At 31.0% G+C, this 21,756-nt stretch carries 26 protein-coding genes; 19 read left to right on the forward strand and 7 right to left on the reverse strand.

The window, feature by feature from the left end; translation table 11 throughout:
* The first annotated feature begins 133 nt into the window (after positions 1–133).
* Positions 134–685: a DUF3267 domain-containing protein gene (locus tag ISP02_RS04265; RefSeq protein ID WP_195720392.1), complete on the forward strand. Its 552-nt coding sequence runs from the start codon at positions 134–136 to the stop codon at positions 683–685.
* 133 nt (positions 686–818) lie between these two features.
* Complete coding sequence (gene dinB / locus ISP02_RS04270; protein ID WP_195720393.1) at positions 819–1,889, forward strand: DNA polymerase IV; 1,071 nt, start codon at positions 819–821, stop codon at positions 1,887–1,889.
* A 3-nt stretch (positions 1,890–1,892) separates the two neighbouring features.
* Here dinB and ISP02_RS04275 read toward each other — a convergent pair whose 3' ends face one another.
* Entirely contained in the window at positions 1,893–2,447 is a 555-nt protein-coding gene (locus tag ISP02_RS04275) for a 3'-5' exonuclease (RefSeq protein ID WP_195720394.1), read from the reverse strand.
* A 199-nt stretch (positions 2,448–2,646) separates the two neighbouring features.
* Entirely contained in the window at positions 2,647–3,147 is a 501-nt protein-coding gene (gene ftnA, locus ISP02_RS04280) for an H-type ferritin FtnA (protein WP_195720395.1), read from the reverse strand.
* 170 nt (positions 3,148–3,317) lie between these two features.
* Between ftnA and murT the strand changes: the two genes are divergently transcribed.
* Both murT and gatD read left to right on the forward strand, forming a co-directional pair.
* Positions 3,318–4,628: a lipid II isoglutaminyl synthase subunit MurT gene (gene murT, locus ISP02_RS04285; RefSeq protein ID WP_195720396.1), complete on the forward strand. Its 1,311-nt coding sequence runs from the start codon at positions 3,318–3,320 to the stop codon at positions 4,626–4,628.
* 1 nt (position 4,629) lies between these two features.
* On the forward strand, positions 4,630–5,346 hold the full coding sequence (gatD, locus tag ISP02_RS04290) for a lipid II isoglutaminyl synthase subunit GatD (RefSeq protein ID WP_195720397.1): 717 nt from the start codon (positions 4,630–4,632) through the stop codon (positions 5,344–5,346).
* Positions 5,347–5,415: 69 nt separating this feature from the next.
* Here gatD and ISP02_RS04295 read toward each other — a convergent pair whose 3' ends face one another.
* Positions 5,416–6,402 (reverse strand): FUSC family protein, encoded by a 987-nt coding sequence (locus tag ISP02_RS04295; protein ID WP_195720398.1) that lies wholly within the window; start codon positions 6,400–6,402, stop codon positions 5,416–5,418.
* Positions 6,403–6,562: 160 nt separating this feature from the next.
* Between ISP02_RS04295 and map the strand changes: the two genes are divergently transcribed.
* The 5 genes from map (at position 6,563) to vraR (ending at position 10,185) form a co-directional block, all read left to right on the forward strand.
* Entirely contained in the window at positions 6,563–7,315 is a 753-nt protein-coding gene (map, locus tag ISP02_RS04300) for a type I methionyl aminopeptidase (protein ID WP_195720399.1), read from the forward strand.
* Positions 7,316–7,421: 106 nt separating this feature from the next.
* Entirely contained in the window at positions 7,422–7,808 is a 387-nt protein-coding gene (locus tag ISP02_RS04305; protein ID WP_195720400.1) for a hypothetical protein, read from the forward strand.
* A 16-nt stretch (positions 7,809–7,824) separates the two neighbouring features.
* The gene (gene vraT, locus ISP02_RS04310; protein WP_195720401.1) at positions 7,825–8,526 is read left to right on the forward strand and encodes a cell wall-active antibiotics response protein VraT; all 702 of its coding nucleotides are present in this window, start codon (positions 7,825–7,827) and stop codon (positions 8,524–8,526) included.
* A complete protein-coding gene (gene vraS, locus ISP02_RS04315) occupies positions 8,523–9,566 on the forward strand; it encodes a sensor histidine kinase VraS (RefSeq protein ID WP_195720402.1) in 1,044 nt (347 codons plus the stop codon). Before vraT ends, vraS begins: the two co-directional genes overlap by 4 nt.
* Positions 9,556–10,185 (forward strand): response regulator transcription factor VraR, encoded by a 630-nt coding sequence (gene vraR, locus ISP02_RS04320; protein ID WP_195720403.1) that lies wholly within the window; start codon positions 9,556–9,558, stop codon positions 10,183–10,185. The genes vraS and vraR overlap by 11 nt, the downstream gene beginning before the upstream one ends.
* Positions 10,186–10,246: 61 nt before the next feature.
* On the opposite strand, the gene ISP02_RS04325 is transcribed toward vraR, so the two are convergent.
* The 3 genes from ISP02_RS04325 to ISP02_RS04335 all read right to left on the reverse strand — a co-directional run bounded on the left by ISP02_RS04325 (position 10,247) and on the right by ISP02_RS04335 (position 12,382).
* The gene (locus tag ISP02_RS04325) at positions 10,247–11,338 is read right to left on the reverse strand and encodes a YihY/virulence factor BrkB family protein (RefSeq protein WP_195720404.1); all 1,092 of its coding nucleotides are present in this window, start codon (positions 11,336–11,338) and stop codon (positions 10,247–10,249) included.
* Positions 11,339–11,629: 291 nt separating this feature from the next.
* A complete protein-coding gene (locus ISP02_RS04330; protein ID WP_195720405.1) occupies positions 11,630–11,911 on the reverse strand; it encodes a YtxH domain-containing protein in 282 nt (93 codons plus the stop codon).
* Between the two features lie 6 nt (positions 11,912–11,917).
* Positions 11,918–12,382 carry a low molecular weight protein-tyrosine-phosphatase gene (locus tag ISP02_RS04335; protein WP_195720406.1) on the reverse strand — a complete coding sequence of 155 codons (465 nt, stop codon included), beginning with the start codon at positions 12,380–12,382 and terminating at the stop codon, positions 11,918–11,920.
* Between the two features lie 132 nt (positions 12,383–12,514).
* On the opposite strand from ISP02_RS04335, the gene ISP02_RS04340 reads away from it, so the two are divergent.
* From ISP02_RS04340 to ISP02_RS04350, 3 genes are read left to right on the forward strand one after another with little or no spacing between them, the layout of a single operon-like run.
* Positions 12,515–12,718 (forward strand): DUF1128 family protein, encoded by a 204-nt coding sequence (locus ISP02_RS04340; protein WP_195720407.1) that lies wholly within the window; start codon positions 12,515–12,517, stop codon positions 12,716–12,718.
* A 12-nt stretch (positions 12,719–12,730) separates the two neighbouring features.
* On the forward strand, positions 12,731–13,969 hold the full coding sequence (locus ISP02_RS04345; RefSeq protein ID WP_195720408.1) for an aminopeptidase: 1,239 nt from the start codon (positions 12,731–12,733) through the stop codon (positions 13,967–13,969).
* A gap of 30 nt (positions 13,970–13,999) precedes the next feature.
* Positions 14,000–14,521 (forward strand): acyl-CoA thioesterase, encoded by a 522-nt coding sequence (locus ISP02_RS04350; RefSeq protein WP_195720409.1) that lies wholly within the window; start codon positions 14,000–14,002, stop codon positions 14,519–14,521.
* A gap of 192 nt (positions 14,522–14,713) precedes the next feature.
* Here the strand turns inward: ISP02_RS04350 and yfkAB are convergent, their stop codons facing one another.
* Positions 14,714–15,865: a radical SAM/CxCxxxxC motif protein YfkAB gene (yfkAB, locus tag ISP02_RS04355; protein WP_195720410.1), complete on the reverse strand. Its 1,152-nt coding sequence runs from the start codon at positions 15,863–15,865 to the stop codon at positions 14,714–14,716.
* Between the two features lie 260 nt (positions 15,866–16,125).
* Between yfkAB and ISP02_RS04360 the strand changes: the two genes are divergently transcribed.
* The 7 genes from ISP02_RS04360 (at position 16,126) to ISP02_RS04390 (ending at position 21,744) form a co-directional block, all read left to right on the forward strand.
* Positions 16,126–16,287 carry an SE1561 family protein gene (locus ISP02_RS04360; protein ID WP_152906104.1) on the forward strand — a complete coding sequence of 54 codons (162 nt, stop codon included), beginning with the start codon at positions 16,126–16,128 and terminating at the stop codon, positions 16,285–16,287.
* Between the two features lie 88 nt (positions 16,288–16,375).
* The gene (locus ISP02_RS04365; protein ID WP_195720411.1) at positions 16,376–16,891 is read left to right on the forward strand and encodes a type 1 glutamine amidotransferase domain-containing protein; all 516 of its coding nucleotides are present in this window, start codon (positions 16,376–16,378) and stop codon (positions 16,889–16,891) included.
* Positions 16,892–17,234: 343 nt separating this feature from the next.
* Positions 17,235–18,047: a monofunctional peptidoglycan glycosyltransferase SgtB gene (gene sgtB / locus ISP02_RS04370; protein ID WP_195720412.1), complete on the forward strand. Its 813-nt coding sequence runs from the start codon at positions 17,235–17,237 to the stop codon at positions 18,045–18,047.
* Between the two features lie 204 nt (positions 18,048–18,251).
* Positions 18,252–19,070, forward strand: a complete 819-nt coding sequence (recX, locus tag ISP02_RS04375; protein WP_195720413.1) for a recombination regulator RecX — start codon at positions 18,252–18,254, stop codon at positions 19,068–19,070.
* Positions 19,048–19,362, forward strand: coding sequence for a YfhH family protein (locus tag ISP02_RS04380; RefSeq protein ID WP_195720414.1), 315 nt, complete (start codon positions 19,048–19,050; stop codon positions 19,360–19,362). The genes recX and ISP02_RS04380 overlap by 23 nt, the downstream gene beginning before the upstream one ends.
* A 15-nt stretch (positions 19,363–19,377) precedes the next feature.
* On the forward strand, positions 19,378–20,910 hold the full coding sequence (locus tag ISP02_RS04385) for an ATP-binding cassette domain-containing protein (RefSeq protein ID WP_195720415.1): 1,533 nt from the start codon (positions 19,378–19,380) through the stop codon (positions 20,908–20,910).
* Positions 20,911–20,919: 9 nt separating this feature from the next.
* Complete coding sequence (locus ISP02_RS04390) at positions 20,920–21,744, forward strand: sugar ABC transporter permease (protein WP_195720416.1); 825 nt, start codon at positions 20,920–20,922, stop codon at positions 21,742–21,744.
* Positions 21,745–21,756 lie beyond the last annotated feature (12 nt).

Here is a 21,756-nt window from a genome sequence, read left to right on the forward strand (position 1 = left end):
ATATGTATAATGTTGCAAATTAACTGGGTTTATTAAAATTGAATTACAGGCAATATATTCGATTGAATTTTATTTATTCACTATCTATAATCAAGGTATAAACATTTGATAAATATGTTAGGAGGGATATATTGTGTTTAAAATTAGTTTGTTTGATAATAAAAAAATGATGGAACGTTTTGTTATTTTGCAAGTAGCTGTAATTATGATGACTATTTTAATCTCGTATAAAATTGCATATTACTATACGCACATCATTGAACAAAATATTTTATTTAATATCATTTACGGCATATTAGGTTTAGTCGGTGTCGTTATCATCCATGAATTAATACATAATATATTGTTCCGTACTTTTGCAAAAAATGCGATAAAACCTTCTTACCATTATCATTATGGATTAATTTCAACTCATATGCCCGAGACATATTATAAAAAATGGCAATATATTCTTATTATGTTAGCACCATTAATTGTACTGACTCTACTTTTAACAGTTACGTTTATGTTCTTCTCATATTCGTCAATCATTTTTATCAGTAGTTTCCATATTGGATATTGTATGTTTGATTTATACTTTACAATTGGACTATTAAATAGCAGCGTTAAATTTGTAGAAAATACTGAGCAAGGTATATATTATTACACTCAATCACCAGTTAAAGTGAATGCAGAAATTAAATAAAATTTAAGGTTAAATATAAATCGAAACTCCAAAATGTCATAACGACGTTTGCGGAGTTTTTTTGTTTAGAACTGTAATAGGCAGTAGTATACTAATATTAAGCAAATTTTAAAAATGTGGGAGGTGAAATCAAATGAATGAACGAAGAATCATTCATATCGATATGGATTATTTTTTTGCTCAAGTGGAAATGAGAGATAATCCAAAACTTCAAGGAAAACCAGTAATTGTAGGGGGCAAAGCAAGTGGTCGTGGTGTCGTCTCGACTGCATCATATGAAGCGAGAAAATACGGAGTCCATTCAGCTATGCCAATGGCCCAAGCGCATAAATTATGTCCCGACGGTTATTATGTGACACCTAGATTTGAAGCATATAAGGAAGCCTCAAATATTATTATGGAAATTTTTAAAAGTTATACTGAAATAGTTGAACCATTATCATTAGATGAAGCTTATTTAGATATAACACATCTCGTCCGACAAGATTTGCCAGCTTCGCATATAGCGCAATATATAAGGCGCGATATAACTGAACAAACGGGATTAACTGCCTCAGCTGGCGTATCTTATAATAAGTTTTTGGCTAAATTAGCAAGTGGCATGAATAAACCAAATGCCTTAACCGTCATTGATTACAATAATGTACATGAAATACTAATGAATTTAGATATTGGTGATTTTCCAGGGGTGGGAAAGGCCTCAAAACTAAAAATGCATGAAAATAACATCTATAAGGGGCAAGATCTATATAATCAAAGTGAGCGTGAATTGATAAGATTATTTGGTAAAAGAGGTCATGGCTTATATAATAAAGCGCGTGGCATAGATTATAATTCCGTTAAACAGACTCGAGTGCGTAAATCTGTAGGTACTGAGCGAACTTTCGCTACTGATGTTAATGACGACGAACAGATTTTACAAAAAATCTGGGAATTAAGCGAGAAAACGGCAAACAGATTAGCTAATTTGCACAAATCTGGAAAAACTGTCACCGTAAAAATTAAAACGTATAAGTTTGAAACTTTTTCGAAGCAAAAAAGTTTAAGAGAAACTGTACGTTCAGAAACAGATATTTATAATATTGCTTACGCCTTATATACAGATCTCAAAGAACCAGAAGTGCCTATTCGTTTAGTAGGGGTCACAGTTGGAAACTTAGAGAAAACTACTTATGAAAATATGACAATATATGATTATCTATAAGAGTTAATCTTTATCTTTAAGTTGTTTGCCGTATACGTTAAGCATTGTTGCTAAATCATCGTAATGTTTTAACAAACGAAACGTTATCATTGCACAGGCCTTTGCATCATTTAATGCATCGTGATGGCCTTGAAAGTCTAAATTATAAAACTGCATCATATGGTTTAAGCCATAGCGATGATTATTTATCGTTCGGCGTGCTAATTGTAACGAACAAAAATAAGTCATATTAGGCGTTTGTTGGCCACATGATTTTAGGCTTTCATGAAGTACATTCATATCAAATGCGGCGTTATGTGCGACTACAGGTAAATTATCAATGAAATGTAACATATATGGATATACTTCTGTAAAAGAAGGTGAACCTTCGACATCTTGTGGTTTAATACCATGAACAGCGATATTTTGTTGTGAAAAATAATCATTAGGATTAACTAAAGTATAAAAAGTTTCTACAATTTCGTGATTAACTACTTTTACCATGCCTACTGAACAGATACTTGTTCTTTTACCATTAGCGGTTTCAAAATCCAAAGCCACAAATGCATTGTCAATCATCACAATACTTCCTTTCGTAAATATATAATAAAACATTTATTGATTTACTATATTTTCAAGTGCAAAACATGTTATTTATTATATAATAAAAAATAAGGATGAACATAGGCAAGGTAAATTACTTATATTTTCATATAAGTTTAGTCTATAACCTAAGTTCAGCCTTAATTAAAATTATCAACTAGAACATGTATTAATTTTATTCTTCATCAAATGAGCGAGCGGCAAGTTCTTTTTCGTATAAATATAAAGTGTTATGGTCATCGCCAATGCGTTTCAAATAGTCGATGTGTGTTTCAAACATAGATTCTTCTTCTACTTGTTCATCCAAGAACCAATTTAAGAAAGAAATTGTTGCATAATCTTTATCTTTATTTGCGATATCCGATAAGTTATAAAATCTGCGAGTAACATCTTGTTCTTGAGCTAAACCATCTTCAAACGTTTCTAAAATACTATTAAATTCCGATTTTGGTGCAGAAATTGCTGAAAACTCAGCTTGTTCACCACGGTCATTTATATAGTCATAGATTTTTTTACCGTGAAAACGTTCTTCTTTAGCTTGCTGAATATAGAAATTAGCAAAACCTTCGTAAGATTTATTATCACAATAAGCTGCCATAGCCATGTAAGCATGTGCTGCATAGTATTCGTGATTCATTTGTTCATTTAATGCATCTAATAATTTTTTATTTAACATAAGTAACAGGCCTCCTATACTTAATTGTTTTAAGTATAGCAAATCTATTCTCATTAGTAAATAATAATTATTATAATCTAGTCTGTGGTAAATTTTTTTAATTGAGAATGGTATAGAAAGAAAAAAAGTCGTGTTATAATATTTTTGCGAGCAGTAAAAGGAGGCTATTTATGAGACATTGGACAGCTACAACTTTAGCTAAACTAGCACGTAAAGCTAGTAGAGCTGCCGGTAAAAAAGGCACAGATTTACCTGGACAAGTTGCGAGAAAATTAGATAAAAACATATTAAGAACTTTAGCTACTAAAGTAGATGAAATAGTATTTATAAGTGGTACCAACGGAAAGACAACGACTTCAAATTTGATAGGCTATACGTTAAGAGAAAATAATATCGAAATTATACATAATAATGAAGGGGCCAATATGGCTGCTGGTATTACCTCGGCGTTTATTTTACAAAATAATAAAAATACAAAAATAGCAATTATTGAAATAGATGAAGGTAGTATTCCAAAAGTTTTAAGTGAAGTAACCCCTACAATGATGGTAGTGACAAACTTTTTCAGAGACCAGATGGATCGTTTTGGTGAAATAGATATTATGGTTAATAATATTGCTCAAGCGATAAGCAATAAGGGGATTAAATTATTGTTAAATGCTGATGATCCATTTGTAAGTAGATTAAAAATAGCCAGTGATAACGTATTATATTACGGTATGCAAAAGCATGTGCACGAGTTTGAACAAAGTACGATGAATGAAAGTAAATATTGCCCTAATTGCGGACGATTATTGCACTATGATTATATACACTATAATCAAATAGGACATTATCATTGTGAATGTGGCTTTAAGCGTGAACAACCTAAGTATGAAGTTACAAATTTTAATTTATCACCGTTCATTGATATGGAAGTCAATAGTGCTAAATTCGACATGAAAATAGCTGGCGATTTCAATGCTTATAATGCATTAGCTGCATATTCTGTGTTAAAAGAATTAGGATTAAATGATGAATCAATTCGTAAAGGTTTTGAATCTTATACGTCACATAATGGTAGAATGCAGTATTTTAAAAATAGACAAAAAGAAGCGATGATAAATCTTGCTAAAAACCCTGCTGGTATGAATTCAAGTTTATCAGTTGGTGAACAAATTGAAGGCAATAAGGTCTATGTCTTAAGCTTAAATGATAATGCTGCTGATGGACGTGACACTTCTTGGATTTATGACGCCGATTTTGAAAAGCTTTCTAGACAATCTATCGAAGTAATTATTGTCACAGGTACAAGAGCTGAAGAACTACATTTACGATTGAAATTAGCTGCAGTAGAAGTGCCAATTATTGTCGAAAAAGATATTTATAAGGCTACTGCACTGTCTATGGACTATAATAGTTTCACAGTGGCCATACCGAACTACACCTCTTTATCACCAATGTTAGATCAACTAAACCGCTCATTTAAGGAGGACAAATAGTATGAATGAATTAAACATATATCATTTTATGCCAGATAAATTAAACTTATATAGTGATATAGGCAATATCATTGCCCTTCGTCAAAGAGCTAAACTTAGAAATATAAAAGTTAATGTTATTGATATTAACGAAACTGAAGGAATAACACTAGATGATTGTGATATTTTCTTTATCGGCGGTGGGAGTGATAGAGAGCAATCACTTGCAACAAAAGAATTAAGTAAAATTAAAACTATACTTAAAGATGCTATTGAAGATGGTATGCCTGGTTTAACTATTTGTGGTGGGTATCAATTTTTAGGTAGTAAATATATTACGCCAGATGGTACAGAATTAGAAGGCCTGAACATTCTAGACTTTTATACTAAGTCACAAAAAGATAGATTGACTGGCGATATCGTTATTGAAAGCGAGACGTTCGGTACAATAGTTGGATTTGAAAATCATGGTGGTAGAACTTATCATGATTTTGGTACATTAGGCAAAGTTACGCACGGTTTTGGCAATAACGATAATGATGGTAAAGAAGGTATTCATTATAAAAATTTATTAGGAACTTATTTACATGGACCAATTTTACCTAAAAACCATGAAATAACTGATTATTTATTAACTAGGGCTTGTGAACGTAAAAGTATTCCCTTTGAACCTGTAGAAGTCGATAATGACATCGAAGAAGCGGCTAAACAAGTTATAGTAGATCGAGTAAAAAAATAAATAAATATAAAAAAGCCAAACAACGTATTAAATAACGTTGTTTGGCTTTTTAGTTGATTAATATAGTTGTTAAGCGTACCTGTCATCTAGAATACGATAAATTAACAATATCTCATATATTATATGACTTTTAAGTTGAAGGGCGTCAAATTCATCTAAATTTTTAACTGAATTTTTTAATAAAGAAGCACTTTGTTTTTCTCTTTCGAAATGACCAGTGGCAATAATTTGATTAATGTTATTAGCAATTTTAAGCATTGCTAACTTTTCATCTTTATCAAAATGTATGACTGGCTTTTTAGGTAGGTAGATAATATTAGATAAATGAGAAATAAATAATCTGTCTGTCGATGCTAATGTTTGAAATTTTCTGAACTTCATCCATTCTTCCTCACCATATCTATGATAAGATAATTCATCGGATTGGAATGATAATAGAGATTCTATTTTTTGAGTTGATTCTATTAGTTTATTATATTTTTTAATTGAAGTATCTGATTTAAATTGACTTAATAGCAATTCTTGCATTCGTTGACTATATAAAGAATACATTTTTTCTTCAGTATCATGTAGTAGCTTTTCTAGTTGATCATAGTATTTTGGTGGTAAAATAATAAAATTAACGAGTGCAGCAGTACCTAATCCAATCACAGCAGTTAAGAGCCTTGAGAAAAAGTTAAAAATATAAGCTTCATGTATACCAGGAATCATTGCAACTGCAGTTAAAGTTGCTACGGTTGTGCCAGCATGTAAATTTAATTTAGTACAAACCAATATAGTAAGTGTTGCTGCAAAAGCGTAAGAAAGAGGAGATTGATCTCCAAAAACATAAGTGAAAATTACCGCAAATAATGCACCAATAACTGTTGCAGGCAAACGTTTATAGCCCTTTTTTAAAGAAGCTTTTGCGGTGGGTTCGATTGTGACTACAGCAGTCAATATAGCGAAAATAGGCGTTAAGTTTAAGAGCATACAAAATAATGCCGTTAAAAAAGTAGCCAAACCTGTTTTAATTGTTCTTGCGCCAACCAATCTTTTGTACCATTTATCATTCATAATAAAATCTCCATTATGTAGTTAAGTTGTTATCAAAGTATGTAAATTAAAATGCGTTAATGTTAAACTAAATATGCTTAAATACTGTATATTATTATATCAAAAAAATTCTGCTATAATAATAAGTAATATAAATTATTTAAAAAAGGAACGGGATAAAATGATTGTTAAAACAGAAGAAGAATTAGCAGCTTTGAAAGATATTGGCTACATATGTGCGCTTGTTAGAGATAAAATGCAAGAAGCAACTGTAGTAGGTATCACAACTAAAGAGCTTGATGATATTGCTAAAAATTTATTTGAACAACATGGTGCGATATCTGCGCCAATACACGACGAGAACTTTCCAGGACAAACATGTATTAGTGTCAATGAAGAAGTGGCTCATGGTATTCCAGGTAAAAGAGTGATAAGAGAAGGAGATCTAGTCAATATTGATGTATCTGCACTTAAAAATGGCTATTATGCTGATACTGGTATTTCATTTGTTGTTGGAGAAGCAGATAATCCATTAAAACAAAAAGTGTGCGATGTAGCACTAGAAGCATTTGAAGCAGCAATGACAAAAGTTAAACCAGGTACAAAATTAAGCCAAATCGGAAGGGCAGTACATGCAACTGCGCGTAAAAATGGTGTTACTGTTATTAAAAATTTAACTGGTCATGGTGTTGGTAAATCATTACACGAGGCACCTAGCCATGTGATGAATTACTTTGATCCAAAAGATAAGACATTACTTAAAGAAGGTACAGTATTAGCTGTTGAACCATTTATATCTTCAAACGCTACATATGTATCTGAAGGTAAAAACGAGTGGGCATTTGAAACAAAAGATAAAAGTTTTGTAGCACAAATTGAACACACAGTTATCGTGACAAAAGATGGCCCATTACTAACTACCAAAATTGATTAAGTTTCTATTTTAGGCCTAAAGTCCTAATGTAAGATGGTTCCGGAGCCTATTAAAATGGTTCCGGGAATTTTTTATAATGAAATCTAATCAATGATGAGGTGGTTTCATGAATTATATTACGACTTATTTAAATGACATATGTAAAAATACTTATGAAGTAGGGATAAAATCCTACAAAGAAAGATTAGATTTAAAATTAGAAAGTATAGAAAGTTATATTGCTTACTTAATTGAGAAAAAAGAACGTATACGTAACATGATTGACAGCTTGACACTAAAGCTAGAGAATAAGTATATAGATATGATCGATTATACGCATATTAATTGTGCTCAAGAAATTGCAAATAATGAAATTGATTCAATAAAAGTAATGCTTAATAAAATGGAAGCAGACTATGCACGTATTGAAGCAAATTTATCACAACAAACCGAAGAAAAAATCAATACAGAAACTGAATGTGATTTTATAGAACGCATAAGTTTAGTCGCTTAAAGAAGGGTGGCGAACCATGACACACAAATATATATCGACGGAAATGTTAATAATTTTTACAGCATTAATGATTATAGCCAATTTTTACTACATATTTTTTGAAAAAATTGGCTTTCTACTTGTGCTTTTACTTGGGTGTATTTTAGTTTATATAGGATACGTATATTTCCACAAAGTGAGAGGGTTATTATCTTTTTGGATAGGGGCTTTGTTAATAGCCTTTACCTTATTATCCAATAAATATACTATTATCATTTTATTTATCTTTTTAATTGTTTTGATTATCAGATATTTAATCTATAAATTTAAACCATTCAAGATTATTGCAGCAGAAGAGGAAGTTGATTCTCCTGATTTTATTAAACAAAAATGGTTTGGAGAGCAACATACCCCGGTATATGTTTATAAATGGGAAGATTTACAAATTCAACATGGTATAGGTGATGTCCATATTGACATGACTAAAGCCGCTAACATTAAAGAAGATAATACAATTGTTGTGAGACACCTTATAGGTCGTACGCAAATAGTTGTGCCTTTAAATTATAATATTAATTTTCACTTTACTGCATTGTATGGTAATGCTTTTATAAATGAACAATCTTATAAAGTTGAAAATAAAAACATCAAAATCGTCGAAAAAACTAAAGAAGAGAACTATACTGTGAACATTTATCTGTCAACATTTATTGGTGATGTAGAGGTGATTTATAAATGAATCACTACATAAGAGCAATAGGTTCGATGTTGATCTTAGTATATAGTACGCTAATTGCATTTTTTTTTATAGACAAAGTTTTTGTTAATATTATGTATTTTCAAGGTATGTTTTATACACAAATATTTGGGATACCAGTATTTTTATTTTTAAACTTACTTATTATATTTTTGTGTATTATCGTCGGTTCGGTCTTAGCATATAAAATTAATCAACAAAATCATTGGTTACAACGACAAATTGAAAGATCAATAGAGGGTCAGACTGTCGGCATTAACGACCAAGACATTGAACTGTACAATGAAACCATTGAGTTATATCATACACTTGTACCTTTAAATCAAGAGGTGCATAAACTAAGAATGAAAACACAAAATTTAACTAATGAATCTTATAATATGAATGACGTTAAAGTTAAGAAAATCATTGAAGATGAACGTCAACGACTAGCTAGAGAATTACATGACTCTGTGAGCCAACAACTATTTGCTGCTAGTATGATGTTATCTGCGATTAAAGAAACTAAACTCTCATCGCCGTTAGATCAACAAATTCCAACTCTAGAAAAAATGGTGCAAGACTCTCAATTAGAAATGAGAGCTTTACTCTTACATTTAAGACCTATAGGCTTAAAAGATAAATCTCTAGGTGAGGGAATAAAAGATTTAGTAACCGATTTACAAAAAAAAGTTCCTATGAAGGTCGTACATGATATCGAAGATTTTACAGTACCTAAAGGAATCGAAGATCATTTATTCAGAATTACGCAAGAAGCAATTTCTAATACGTTACGTCATTCAAAAGGAACTAAAGTTACGATAGAGTTATTTAACCAAGCAGATTATCTATTATTACGTGTTCAGGATAATGGAATAGGTTTTAATGTAGATGAAAATACTGAACAAAGTTATGGATTAAAAAATATGCGTGAACGTGCATTAGAGATAGGTGCAACATTCCATATTGTTTCTCTACCAGATTCAGGGACAAGAATAGAAGTAAAAGCACCGTTAGACAAGGAGGAATTGGATGCCAATTAAAGTGTTGTTTGTTGATGATCATGAAATGGTACGTATTGGGATATCAAGTTATTTATCAACACAATCAGATATAGAAGTAGTAGGAGAAGGGAAATCAGGTAAAGAAGCGATTCAACTAGCGCATGAACTAAAGCCCGATTTAATATTAATGGATTTATTAATGGATGATATGGATGGGGTGGATGCTACTGCTCAAGTAAAAAAGGATTTACCTTATATTAAAGTTGTGATGTTAACCAGTTATATTGAGGATAATGAAGTGTATCGTGCTTTAGATTCAGGTGTAGATAGTTATATATTAAAAACGACGAGCGCTAAAGATATTGCCGAAGCCATTCGCAAGACCCAAAATAATGAATCTGTTTTTGAAGCAGAAGTATTAGTGAAAATGCGTAATAGAATGAAACAGCGTGCAGAATTATATGAAATGTTGACTGAAAGAGAGATGGAGATTTTATTACTCATCGCCAAAGGTTATTCAAATCAAGAAATCGCGAGTGCATCTCACATTACAATTAAGACCGTAAAAACTCACGTAAGTAATATTTTAAGCAAATTGGAAGTACAAGATAGAACTCAAGCTGTTATTTACGCATTCCAACATAATTTAATTCAATAAAATATCAAAACACCTCAAACAACTTCAATGGTCGTTTGGGGTGTTTTGATTTAGAAAGATATTAATTTTCAGTAGCTTCTTTGTTCTTATTTTCTTCAATTTCTTTCATAGAGCGTTCTTCAGGTGTCATGCCTCGAATTACTTTACGTTGATGAATAATAGCATTAATTTCAGCACCAATAATAATAATAAATCCTGTGATGTATAACCAAAACATTAAAATAATGATACCAGCGATACTACCATAAGTTTTAGAGTAATTGCTAAAATTAGAAACATAAATACCAAATAAATAAGAACCGATTAGGAACACAACGGTAGCAAAAATTGAACCTGGAATAACAGATAACAATTTAATTTTCACATTTGGTGCAAGCATATATAACAACATAAATGCAATGAAGACAATGATTAATGGTAAAATAACACGTAATAAATCAAATAGCCATTTTACTTCGCCACCTAAGCCTAGTGGCCCAAATAATAAAGAACCTATCTGTTCGCCAAATGCTGGCAATACCATTGATAATGGTAATACAATTGCTAATGCTAAAGTGAATAAAACACTAAGTAATTTAGAGACAATAAAATTACGGCTATCTTCAATGTCATATGCAACATTAAATGAATTCATTAACGCTGTCATGCCATTTGAAGCAGACCAAAGCGCTAAAATCAAACCGATAGATAGTAAACCACCACTGGCATTGCCCATGATATCATCAATTAAAGATGATACTTGACTCGCATAATCAGATGGCACGTGTTCGCTTATTATTTTTTGTATTGTTGTCTGCTTAACACCTACAACAGGTACAATTGATAATAAGAAGATAAGCATTGGAAAAAGTGACAACATGAAATAATAAGATAATTGTGCAGATAATCCTGACGCATCATCTTTACCAATACGATAAATCAAATAAGAAAAAAAGTTTGGGTTTTTAGTATATTTCGCCGGTTTGTTTATACGTGACACAAAGAAGGTTTGATTATCTTTTTTTGTATCTTTCGATTGGAATTCTGTAGGTGCTATATATGTACGATCTTGTTCTAATTTTCCACTTTCTGTCTTGTCTTTTGGGTGTTTCTTGTCCTCTTGTTCTTTAACAGAGTTAAGAAAGTTAGAAGTGGTTTCTTTTTTCTTTGACATATCTAATCTCCTTTAATATTGCATTGTAATTAATAATATACTTTAAAAATAAAATGAGGTAAATATGTAAAAATCATATTTGAATAGCATTGAAAATAAAAAACTATTCCCTGACTGTTATGTAATGAATAGAAAAACTAAGTTAATAGTTTAAAGTCACATTAATTATCCCGTAAATTATAAAACAAAACGCTACCACTTAAATTAATCATTTATGTGATAACGTTAGTTACTATTATGTCTAATATGTCTAATTATCAATTAGGCATATATTAATAATATATGCATTGCTTAGTTTAAGCGTTTATTTTTACGCTCTACAAAAGTATCTTTTGCATCTTTTAGAGAACGTTCTAATTCAGGATTGTTACGTCTGATTTCCTCAATAGCGTCTTTCCAATATAGTACTTCGTCTTTTACTTTGCTAATTGCTGAAGGTTCGTTTGAACGTTTACCTTCTTTAGCGTCTTGGATAGATTGTTTCAAAGATTGACGCGTTGATTTATCAGCTAGTGTAGCAGCTCCGCCGATAAACGCACCTATTAAAATTCCTGGTATTAATTTATTGTTCATTATGAGTTACCCCTCTCTTAAGTTAGCATCTTTAACGATATAATCAATTAAATTATCACAAGCAGATTGTACCATTTCAAATACACCTTCAAAATTATTCGTGTAGTATGGATCTGGTACATCCGTCTCTTCCATATTACTAAATTCTAGTAATTTGAACAACTGTCCTTGAATATTAGGGTTAATTCTTTTGATGTCTGTTACATTATTTTGATCCATAGCGATAATGTAGTCAAAGTCGTCATTATGTGTAAATAATTCACTTATCATTCCATCAACTGAAATATTTTGGCTTGCTAGAATTTGTTGAGTACCTTCGTGAGGTGACTCGCCTAGATTCCATTTACCCGTTCCACGGGATTTTACTCGTACGCCTTCGATTTTTCTGTCCTTTAATCGTTGCCTCATAATGGCTTCTGCCATAGGTGAGCGACATATATTGCCTAAACAGACAAATGCAACTGTAACCATATATTTCCCTCCATAGAATTACTTCACTCTACCATTTTAGCTGTTTTTTTAGTATTTCTAAAGTACTAATAGACCAATAATTTTACAAGGTGCCATATTTTGATAAAATAAATTGATAAAGAGGTGAAATTAATGGCATCAAATAACGAACAAATGATAACAGAAATAAGGGAAAGATTAAATTTAGTAAACCAAAGTGTGATCGACCCATCCCAATTTAAAGATGCTGACGAGAATGAAGTAAAAGAGATTCATGCATATGTTACTTCAAAGTCATCATTCACACCAAGTGAAGCAACAGCTATCGCGGATGCACTAGGTCAAATTAGAAAATAAGGAGTAGATTAAATGTCTGATTTACAAAATAAGTTACAACAATATGCTCAATTACTCGTTGAGGTTGGTATGAATGTGCAAGAAGGACAACCAGTTTATATTCGCTCAAGCGTCGATGCAGTTGAATTAACACGATACATAGTTGAAGCGGCATACCAACGAGGTGCTTCAGACGTTAAAGTAATATATAGCGATGATAAGCTAACACGTTTAAAATTTGAATACGAACCTATAACACATTTTGAGAATAATGAAGTTAAATCTTATGAAGTGGAAGGTAGAAAGGATTATGTTAGAAGAAATGCTGCTAATCTAGCACTTATAACACAAGATCCAGAGCTACTAAATGGCATTGATGAGAAAAAAATATCTACTTTCCAATTAAAAAGTTCACAAGCATTAAAAGGTGTTATGGAAGCGACACAAAAAAATGAATACCCATGGGTTGTTGCGGCTTATCCATCTAGAGCTTGGGCTCAAAAAGTTTATCCAGATTTAAGCGAAGATGAAGCATATGAAAAATTAATTGAAGAAGTATTAAATATTGTTAGGGTAGATGGTAATAATCCAGTTGAAAATTGGAAACAACACGTTGCAGAATTAAGTAAACATGCTCAACGTTTACAACAAAAAGAATATAGTGCGCTTCGCTACAAATCTGAAGGTACTGATTTAACTATAGGGTTACCTAAAGGCCATTTGTGGGTCGATGCTACTAGTTATACGGGTAAAGGACAAGCATTTGTTGCTAACATTCCAACTGAAGAAGTATTTACCGCACCAGATCGTAATCGCGTAGAAGGTTATGTAACTAATAAATTACCACTTAGTCATAATGGTAATATCATTGATGGTTTTACTTTAACTTTTAAAGATGGAGCTGTTGTTGATTACAAAGCGGAGCAAGGAGAAGATGCTTTGCGTAATTTATTAAATACGGATGAAGGTGCTAAAAGATTAGGAGAGGTAGCATTAGTACCAGATGATTCTCCAATATCAAATAGAAATACAATTTTCTATAATACATTGTTTGATGAAAATGCATCTTGTCACATTGCACTAGGTTCAGCTTATGGTTTTAATATAGAAAATGGTACAGAAATGACTACTGAAGAAAAACTAGCAAGTGGCTTAAATGATTCTTTAGTCCATGTTGATTTCATGATAGGTAGTAGTGATTTAACGATTTATGGTGTTAAACAAAATGGGGACGAGGAACTCGTTTTTGAAAATGGTAATTGGGCCGAATAACAATAAATAGTTAATATGAGGGGAATATTTATGGAACCTAGAAAAAGTAAGGCAATGTCAGAAGCAAAAAGTATCAAAGCGAGACAAGTATTTCCACAAGATACCAATCATTTAAATACAATGTTTGGTGGTACATTAATGGCCAATGTAGATGAAATTGCTGCTATTTGTGCAATGAAACATTCAAATACTACTGTGGTTACTGCATCTACTGATTCGGTTGATTTTTTACAACCAATTAAATCAGGAGACATACTTTCATACGAAGCAATGGTGTCTCATGCTGGCAGTACATCAATGGAGATATGTGTACAAATTATTATCGAAGATGTAATAAAAGAAGAAAAACAATTAGCTGCATTAAGTTTTTTAACTTTCGTTGCACTAGATGACGATGGGAAACCAACGACCATTCCGAGTGTTTATCCTGAAACGCCTACAGAAGTTTGGTTCCACGAAACTGCGCCAGCTAGGGTTAATAGACGCAAAGAAAGACGTGTAGAGAGCAAACAATCAATTGAATTTTTAGCTGGAGCTAGAAATAATGAATAAATTTCAATGATATAATTGTGTGGTAATATAATATTATTGGAATGTGAAAGACCAACAAGAAGAGGACAGATACATAAATGTTTCTTTTGATTCTATTAGAGCAATTTCTATATTAAATAAACAAGCCAATCTATGTTTTTACGATAAAGTAACATAGATTGGCTATTTATTTTGTATTTGTTTTCAAGATGTTTATTTCATTTGATAGAGTTGGTGCATCTCTTTTTCTTTTTCTTTGAAATCAGTAGTAGGATAGTACATATTTTTAACTAAAACATTTGGTCCTAGACAGCTAAACTCAGAACAATGACAATTTAGTGATTGTGCTAATGAAGAATTAATCCATTGATCAAAAACATCGGGCAATTTATCATTCTTAATGTTTGAAATCGAACCATTTTCATCTCCAAAATCAGTGACGATGACATTGCCCGTAAAAACGTTAACATTGAGTCTATTTCTGCCATCAGGATCGTTTCTAGTCGTGACATTATTAGCGTTTCTTAAACGTTGAAGTAAAATTTTATCATCTTCATCATTTAAACATGGATAAATCGGTAAAGTACCAAATAACATCCATACATCTTCGTGACGAATATCGAGTAAATGATTGATGGCGCGCTTCATTTCTGGTAATGATAATACGTTAAGTTGACTCGCAAAATCTGCCGGATACATCGGGTGAATTTCATGTCGACTACAATTCATATCCTTTACTACTTCGTTATGTATTTTATCTAAATGGGGGAGCGTACTTTGGTTTAGCATAGTCTCGGCAGAAACAAACATACCTTGTTTCGACAAAGTAGAAGCATTATCTAGCATTTGATCATACAATTTTAATTTTGACTTTAAAGGCGGTTGTTTTGTCATAGCACCGAAGCCAACGTCTGTAAACTCTTCGATTGTGCCCCAGTTATGAGATATATGCATAACATCAATATATGCTGCTATATCTAAATAACGGTCTTGGGGAAGCGTCAAATTAGAATTCATCTGAACGTATATTCCGCGGTTATGCGCATATTTTAACAAAGGTTTTACTATATTTTTGATGGATTTTTTAGAAAACATAGGTTCCCCACCAGTTATAGAGAGTGTTTTCAAGTTAGGTATTTCATCTAATCTACGATAAATTAGGTCCATTGGTAAAGGTTCTGGATCTTTAGTTTGCAACGTATATCCTACTGCACAGTGGCTACATCGCATATTACATAAATTTGTAGTGGTAAATTCAATATTACTTAATGTTAATTGATTGTGCGTATTTATATCATTATAAGGCTCCCACGGGTCGTTATTTATACCAATAGGAAGTTTCTTATTAATTGAATAAGTAGACATTTAAATCCTTCTTTCTTTATATCTTGTAGATGCATGGATTGAGATTTTAATGAATTATAATTCATTAAATTAAAAGAGTCCTTCGACGGTTTATTTATATTTTAAGGTGCATAAAATAAATATACATATAAAAATACGTTAAATTATAATATTTAATCTTATTTAACTCTAAGATATACTCTTAATATTATTAAGAGTATATCTTTATTTGTCAAACACATGTTAATATATATTTATTAGTTATAAAGGAGTAATTAAACATGGATGAAAATCAAACAATTGATCAAATTAAGGCAAGACTTGAAAAATTTATGGAAGATATCGACCACGTTAATCCTAATGAAGTTAAGGTTGAAGATATTGATGAATGGATTGGTTTATTAGACCAACTTGAAGAGAAAGTAAAATCAGTATCAAATTAATAATTTAAATAAACAACAATATTACGTTTAAAACTCTTTCTACTTGGTAATAATATAAATATCATACGAAGGAGAAAGGTGATTATTAATGGCAAAAAAAATAGCTGTTCTTTTAACAGATGAATTTGAAGATATAGAATATACAAGCCCTAAAGAGGCAATTGAAGAATCAGGTAACGAGGTAGTAGTTATTGGCGACACTGCAAATAGCGAAATTGTTGGTAAACACGGTGAAAAAGTTACTGTTGACGTAAGCATTGCAGATGCAAAACCTGAAGATTATGATGGATTATTACTTCCTGGTGGATTTTCACCTGACCACCTAAGAGGTGACGAAGAAGGAAGATATGGTACATTCGCTAAATACTTTACTAAAAATGATGTACCTACATTTGCAATTTGTCATGGACCTCAAATTTTAATCGATACAGATGATTTAAATGGTCGTACGTTAACTGCAGTATTAAATGTGCGAAAAGATTTATCTAATGCAGGTGCTCAAGTTGTAGATGAATCAGTGGTTGTCGATAAAAACATCGTAACTAGCCGTACGCCTGATGATTTAGATGACTTTAATAAAGCTATTGTAGACCAACTTAAATAAGCCACCTAAAAATATTTAATTGAATACCTTAAAGAAAAGCAACCGAAATGATTTAATTTCGGTTGTTTTTTTATGCTAAAAAGTTAGTGTATAATAATTTTTGCTTAAAGATAATAGGTGACATCATTAGTTCAAAATTTTTAGTGTTAAACAAATAAGTGATGTGAAAACATATTGAATTTTATATATATTAAGGTTCCTTTACCTATACAAACATAACTACAATTGAAGTCAGGTATACGAATACACCCTTGGACTGATTTTTAAAGATTTGTATAGCTAAAGATGTAAAGTATTGGTAAACTCACTTATAATAGAGTGAGATGAATAAAGGAGACCGCGCATGAAAAGAAGCGAACGGAATAAAAATAGTATGAAGCGATCAAGAAGACCAGTTTCTAATACGCCATACCATAACACTTATTATGAACCAGTGAGTAAAAAGAAAAAGAAAAAAAAGAGCAATAGTTTATTTTTTACATTAGCATCCACGATAATTGTTATTGTTGGAATATTTATTGGTGTTATGTATGTTTTATCATTAAATTCTAATGTAGACGATTTAAAATCCATTAAAGATAAAGATAGTTACGTATCAGTCACTGACATGCCTAATTATACTAAAGGTGCTTTTATAGCATTAGAAGACGAAAGATTTTATAAGCATAAAGGTTTTGATTTTAAAGGCACATCAAGAGCCTTATTTTCTACCTTAAGTGATAGGAGTATTCAGGGTGGAAGTACGATAACACAACAAGTAGTTAAAAATCATTATTTTGATAATGAGAGAAGTATTACTAGAAAATTTAAAGAATTATTTATCGCACATCGCGTTGAACAAACATATGATAAAGACCAAATTTTAAGTTTTTACGTTAACAATATTTTTTATGGCAACAATGAGTACACAGTAGAAAGTGCTGCTAATCACTATTTCGGTACAACTACAAATGTAAATAACCAAAACTTGCCTAGAATAACAGTGCTACAAAGCGCGATGTTAGCAAGCAAAATTAATGCTCCAAGCGTTTATGATATTAATGATATGTCGGATAATTTTAAAAATAGAGTCAAGGTCACTCTGGAAAAAATGAAACAGCAAGATTACATTTCAAACAATCAATATCAAGAAGCAATTCAACAACTTGGCGTCTAATAAAATATATCAAATTATACAACAATAGTAAGTGTCACTAAGAAAGCTTTTTAATCTTTCTTAGTGACACTTTTTATTCTAAAATAAAATTTTTATTTTTAATGTTTATGGTTAGCAAAGTACTTATGTTAATAAACCTTTTATAGTACAATTATTCTAAATCACTACAATTTAAGGTATGCTAATATAGTGGAGTGAAAATCAATGCCAAAGATTACTAGGATAGAAGTTCAAAAGAAAAATAAAGAGCGGTTTAATTTATATTTAGATGAACAATTTGAAATGGGTATCGACATTGATACTTTTGTCCATTTTAATTTGAAAAAAGATCAAATAGTAGAACCGTCTGATATGGAACAAATTCAAAAGTATGAGCAGTATAGACAAGCGTTAAATAAAACTATTCAATATATTTCATATCGTAAGAGAACAAAACAAGAAATCGTAAAGTATTTGCAAGATAATGAATTTACAGAAGCAGTTATTGCAGATGTCATTGATTACTGTTATAAAGAAAAACTTATTAATCATGAGGATTATGCGGAAAGTTTAAAAAATACGCTGTTACAAACTACAGATAAAGGTCCTGAGGTCTATAAACAAAAATTATCTCAACTTGGTATTGAGCAAGATATTGTTGAAAAGTTTACGCAAAAATTTGAGGAACAGCAATCTATTGAGCAAATTATAAAAACAGCAGAGAAAATATTACGACAGAAAAAAGGGCCGATTATTAAACAAAAAGATAAATTAAAGCAGTCTTTATTGCAAAAAGGATATACTTTCGACACAATTAATGAAGTAATGAAACAGCTAGACTTTTCACAATCAGATGATGAAATAGATCAATTATTGCAAGCGGATTTAGAAAAAGTTTATAATAAAAATCGACGTAAATACGATGGTCGTACTGTGGTTATGAAAACCGTCGAAGCACTTATGAGAAAAGGCTATAACTATGATAAAATTAAAAACAAATTAGAAGAGAGTGGAATTTCAGATGGAACAGAAGAAATTGAGTGAAATGAGTGAACAAGAATTACGTCATGAAATTCAAATTTATAAAGAGAAAATGAGAAAAGCTGAAATGAATGGTATTTTAAATGAATATGATGTGTATCAAAGTAAAGTAATTGTCGCTGAGAGTTATATTATTGATCGCTCAAAGATTGAAATGGGTAAAATTTATAAACTCGTTGATGGCACAGACGATTATTTTAAAGTAGAAAGATTAAAAGGAATCTTTGCTTGGGGGTTCCGTTTGAATAGTACGCAACCAGAAGAAGGTTTGCCAGTTGCATTATTAAAATTGTAGAAGGAAGAAGATAGTATGGGCAGTACAATTATTTTAAAGTTACTTAACGTAACACATTACTATAGAAATAAAAAGAATAAAAAATGGTATTTGCCCTATAATTATGGCGCAGATGATATAGAGCTGAACAATATTAGTCTTCACATCTATCAAGGTGAAGCATTAGGAATTATTGGTGAGCCAAATTCATCCAAAGGTCTAGTGGGGAGGATACTTAGTGGCGAGGTAAAACCTGATAAAGGCAAACGTGCAAGTAAAACTGACATATTTTTTGCAGATATTGCTGATAAGCCATTACAACAATTTCTTGTTAGTGAGTTTGTTAAACATCGTATTACGCTATTTCAACATAAAGTTACAGATAAAACCACTGCAAAAATTATCGAACAGGCACAATTACAAGAAAAAGAACAAACAAAAATTTTGGACTTATCGGATGCCGAATATGCACAGTTATTATTTACTTTATCCCAATTCTCTAAAAAGAATATTTTAATTTATAATCAAATATTGCAGTATTTGAACGAAGAATTCTTTATTAAGGCGTTAGATTTAGCAGATGAATACATAAATAATAACCAAACTATTGTAATGATAGATGATGATATTAGTAAAATTGAACAAGCAAGTAACTATATTGCTTGGATATCTCATGGGCAATTAAGAAAAGAAGGATCCATCAATCAAGTTGTACCGTTATTTAAAGAGCATGAGAAAGATAGAAATTCACTTGAAACAAAGCAACAACAAGAAAGTTTTGATGTTGATTGGAAAAAAAGCAGGTCCAAAATACCTGAGCTAACTTATAATTTTAAGCGAATTGAAAGATATAATCATGCCAAAGCGCCAGCAATAATAGGGCGATTCTGGGTAATTTTCATTACTTTAATATTCGGCGCCATTATTATGGCCTTGTTGATGTTTAATGATTTAGGTAAATTACAGTTTGCTCAAAATGTCGACCAAGCCAATATTCAAAATGAGCAAAAAAAACCTTATGAAGATAAATTAGCTTATGGTATTGCTCTAAGTAATAAAATTCAATTACAAGGCTTGCACCATAAAGGAACGGTAAATTTAAAACAATATTCCTTTGTAACGATTACAGGAGAAAATAATAATAATTATCGCATTGTGGTAGATGGTAAAGATTATAAAACTGCTAAAAATAATTTGCGATATTTTGATTCTGCTGGTCTTTTCGAAAAGCACAGTGGTAAAAAATTAGCGCCATATATGCAGAATAATTACATAAATTATTATGAATTCTTCAATAGTAATTTGCACAAAAATCATAATAAAGTAACAGAGCAATTAGTACCTGAAACAGGAAAAGATAATCGATTCGTGGTACCCATTACATCTCAGCCCATTTCAATGATTTTTGACGATAGTAATAAATTAACAGGTTTTGTTTATCCGATGAAAAATCAAGAGAAATTAAAAAAAGAATTTGATATACAAGGTAATTTTTGGATAGCTAAATCAGGAAATGGCTACTATATGGGTGATTTTAAAAATAATAAATGGATATATTTAGAATTGTAGGTGTAAAGAATGATAGATAATTTAATTTACTTGTTTAAAAATTTTCCGAAATTACTTCAACATTCATTTGCACAATTGAAATTGCTGTGGAAATGGTTAGTTATTCCAATCATTACCAGTTTAATTTTGCTAGCTATTATGATTTTGATGTTTCATTTAAATAAAACGCCTGATTTAGTTCAAGCACGTTGGTACTACAGGCTTGTATCATTAATTACGTATGGATTTTTATTTACAGGCGTATATGTAATATATCAACGTTACGGCGTAAGTTACTATACTGGCAAAATGTTTAATACACCTGCGTTAATAGATACAGTTTGCATTGCCTTAAGTTATACTGCTTCTTTGTTTATTATATTAATTATTTATATTTTTAGTACACCAGTAAATATCGAAAGTTCTATTTTTGCGGTGCTCTATTATGTAATTATGTTAGGTATATTAATGGTTTTAATTGGCAAATTGTTAGGTCTTATGACGCTATTAAACTGGAAAATTATAAATGTTTTCATAGTGTTAGCTATTGTCATGTTCTTATTATTACCAATTATATATATACCGTCATCAGAAACATCTGTTTTCACGAATATATTAATGTTAAATCCGGTCTTTTATGTAGTTCAAGGTTCATCGCAATCAGTAGTTTTTGGTGCCTTAAGCTTGAATAATATTCCTTATCATCTATATTTCTACTGCACACTAGGTATTATAGGTGTTATCATTTTTGCTTTTAAAAGGAAGATTATATATGCGAAATATAATGTAACTAACCAACCAGATAAAAACATTGATGTTACGAAGAAAAATGAAAAAGAGATAATTCAGAAATAATCATTAAAAACC

This window comes from Staphylococcus durrellii (assembly GCF_015594545.1).
Taxonomy (GTDB): domain Bacteria; phylum Bacillota; class Bacilli; order Staphylococcales; family Staphylococcaceae; genus Staphylococcus; species Staphylococcus durrellii.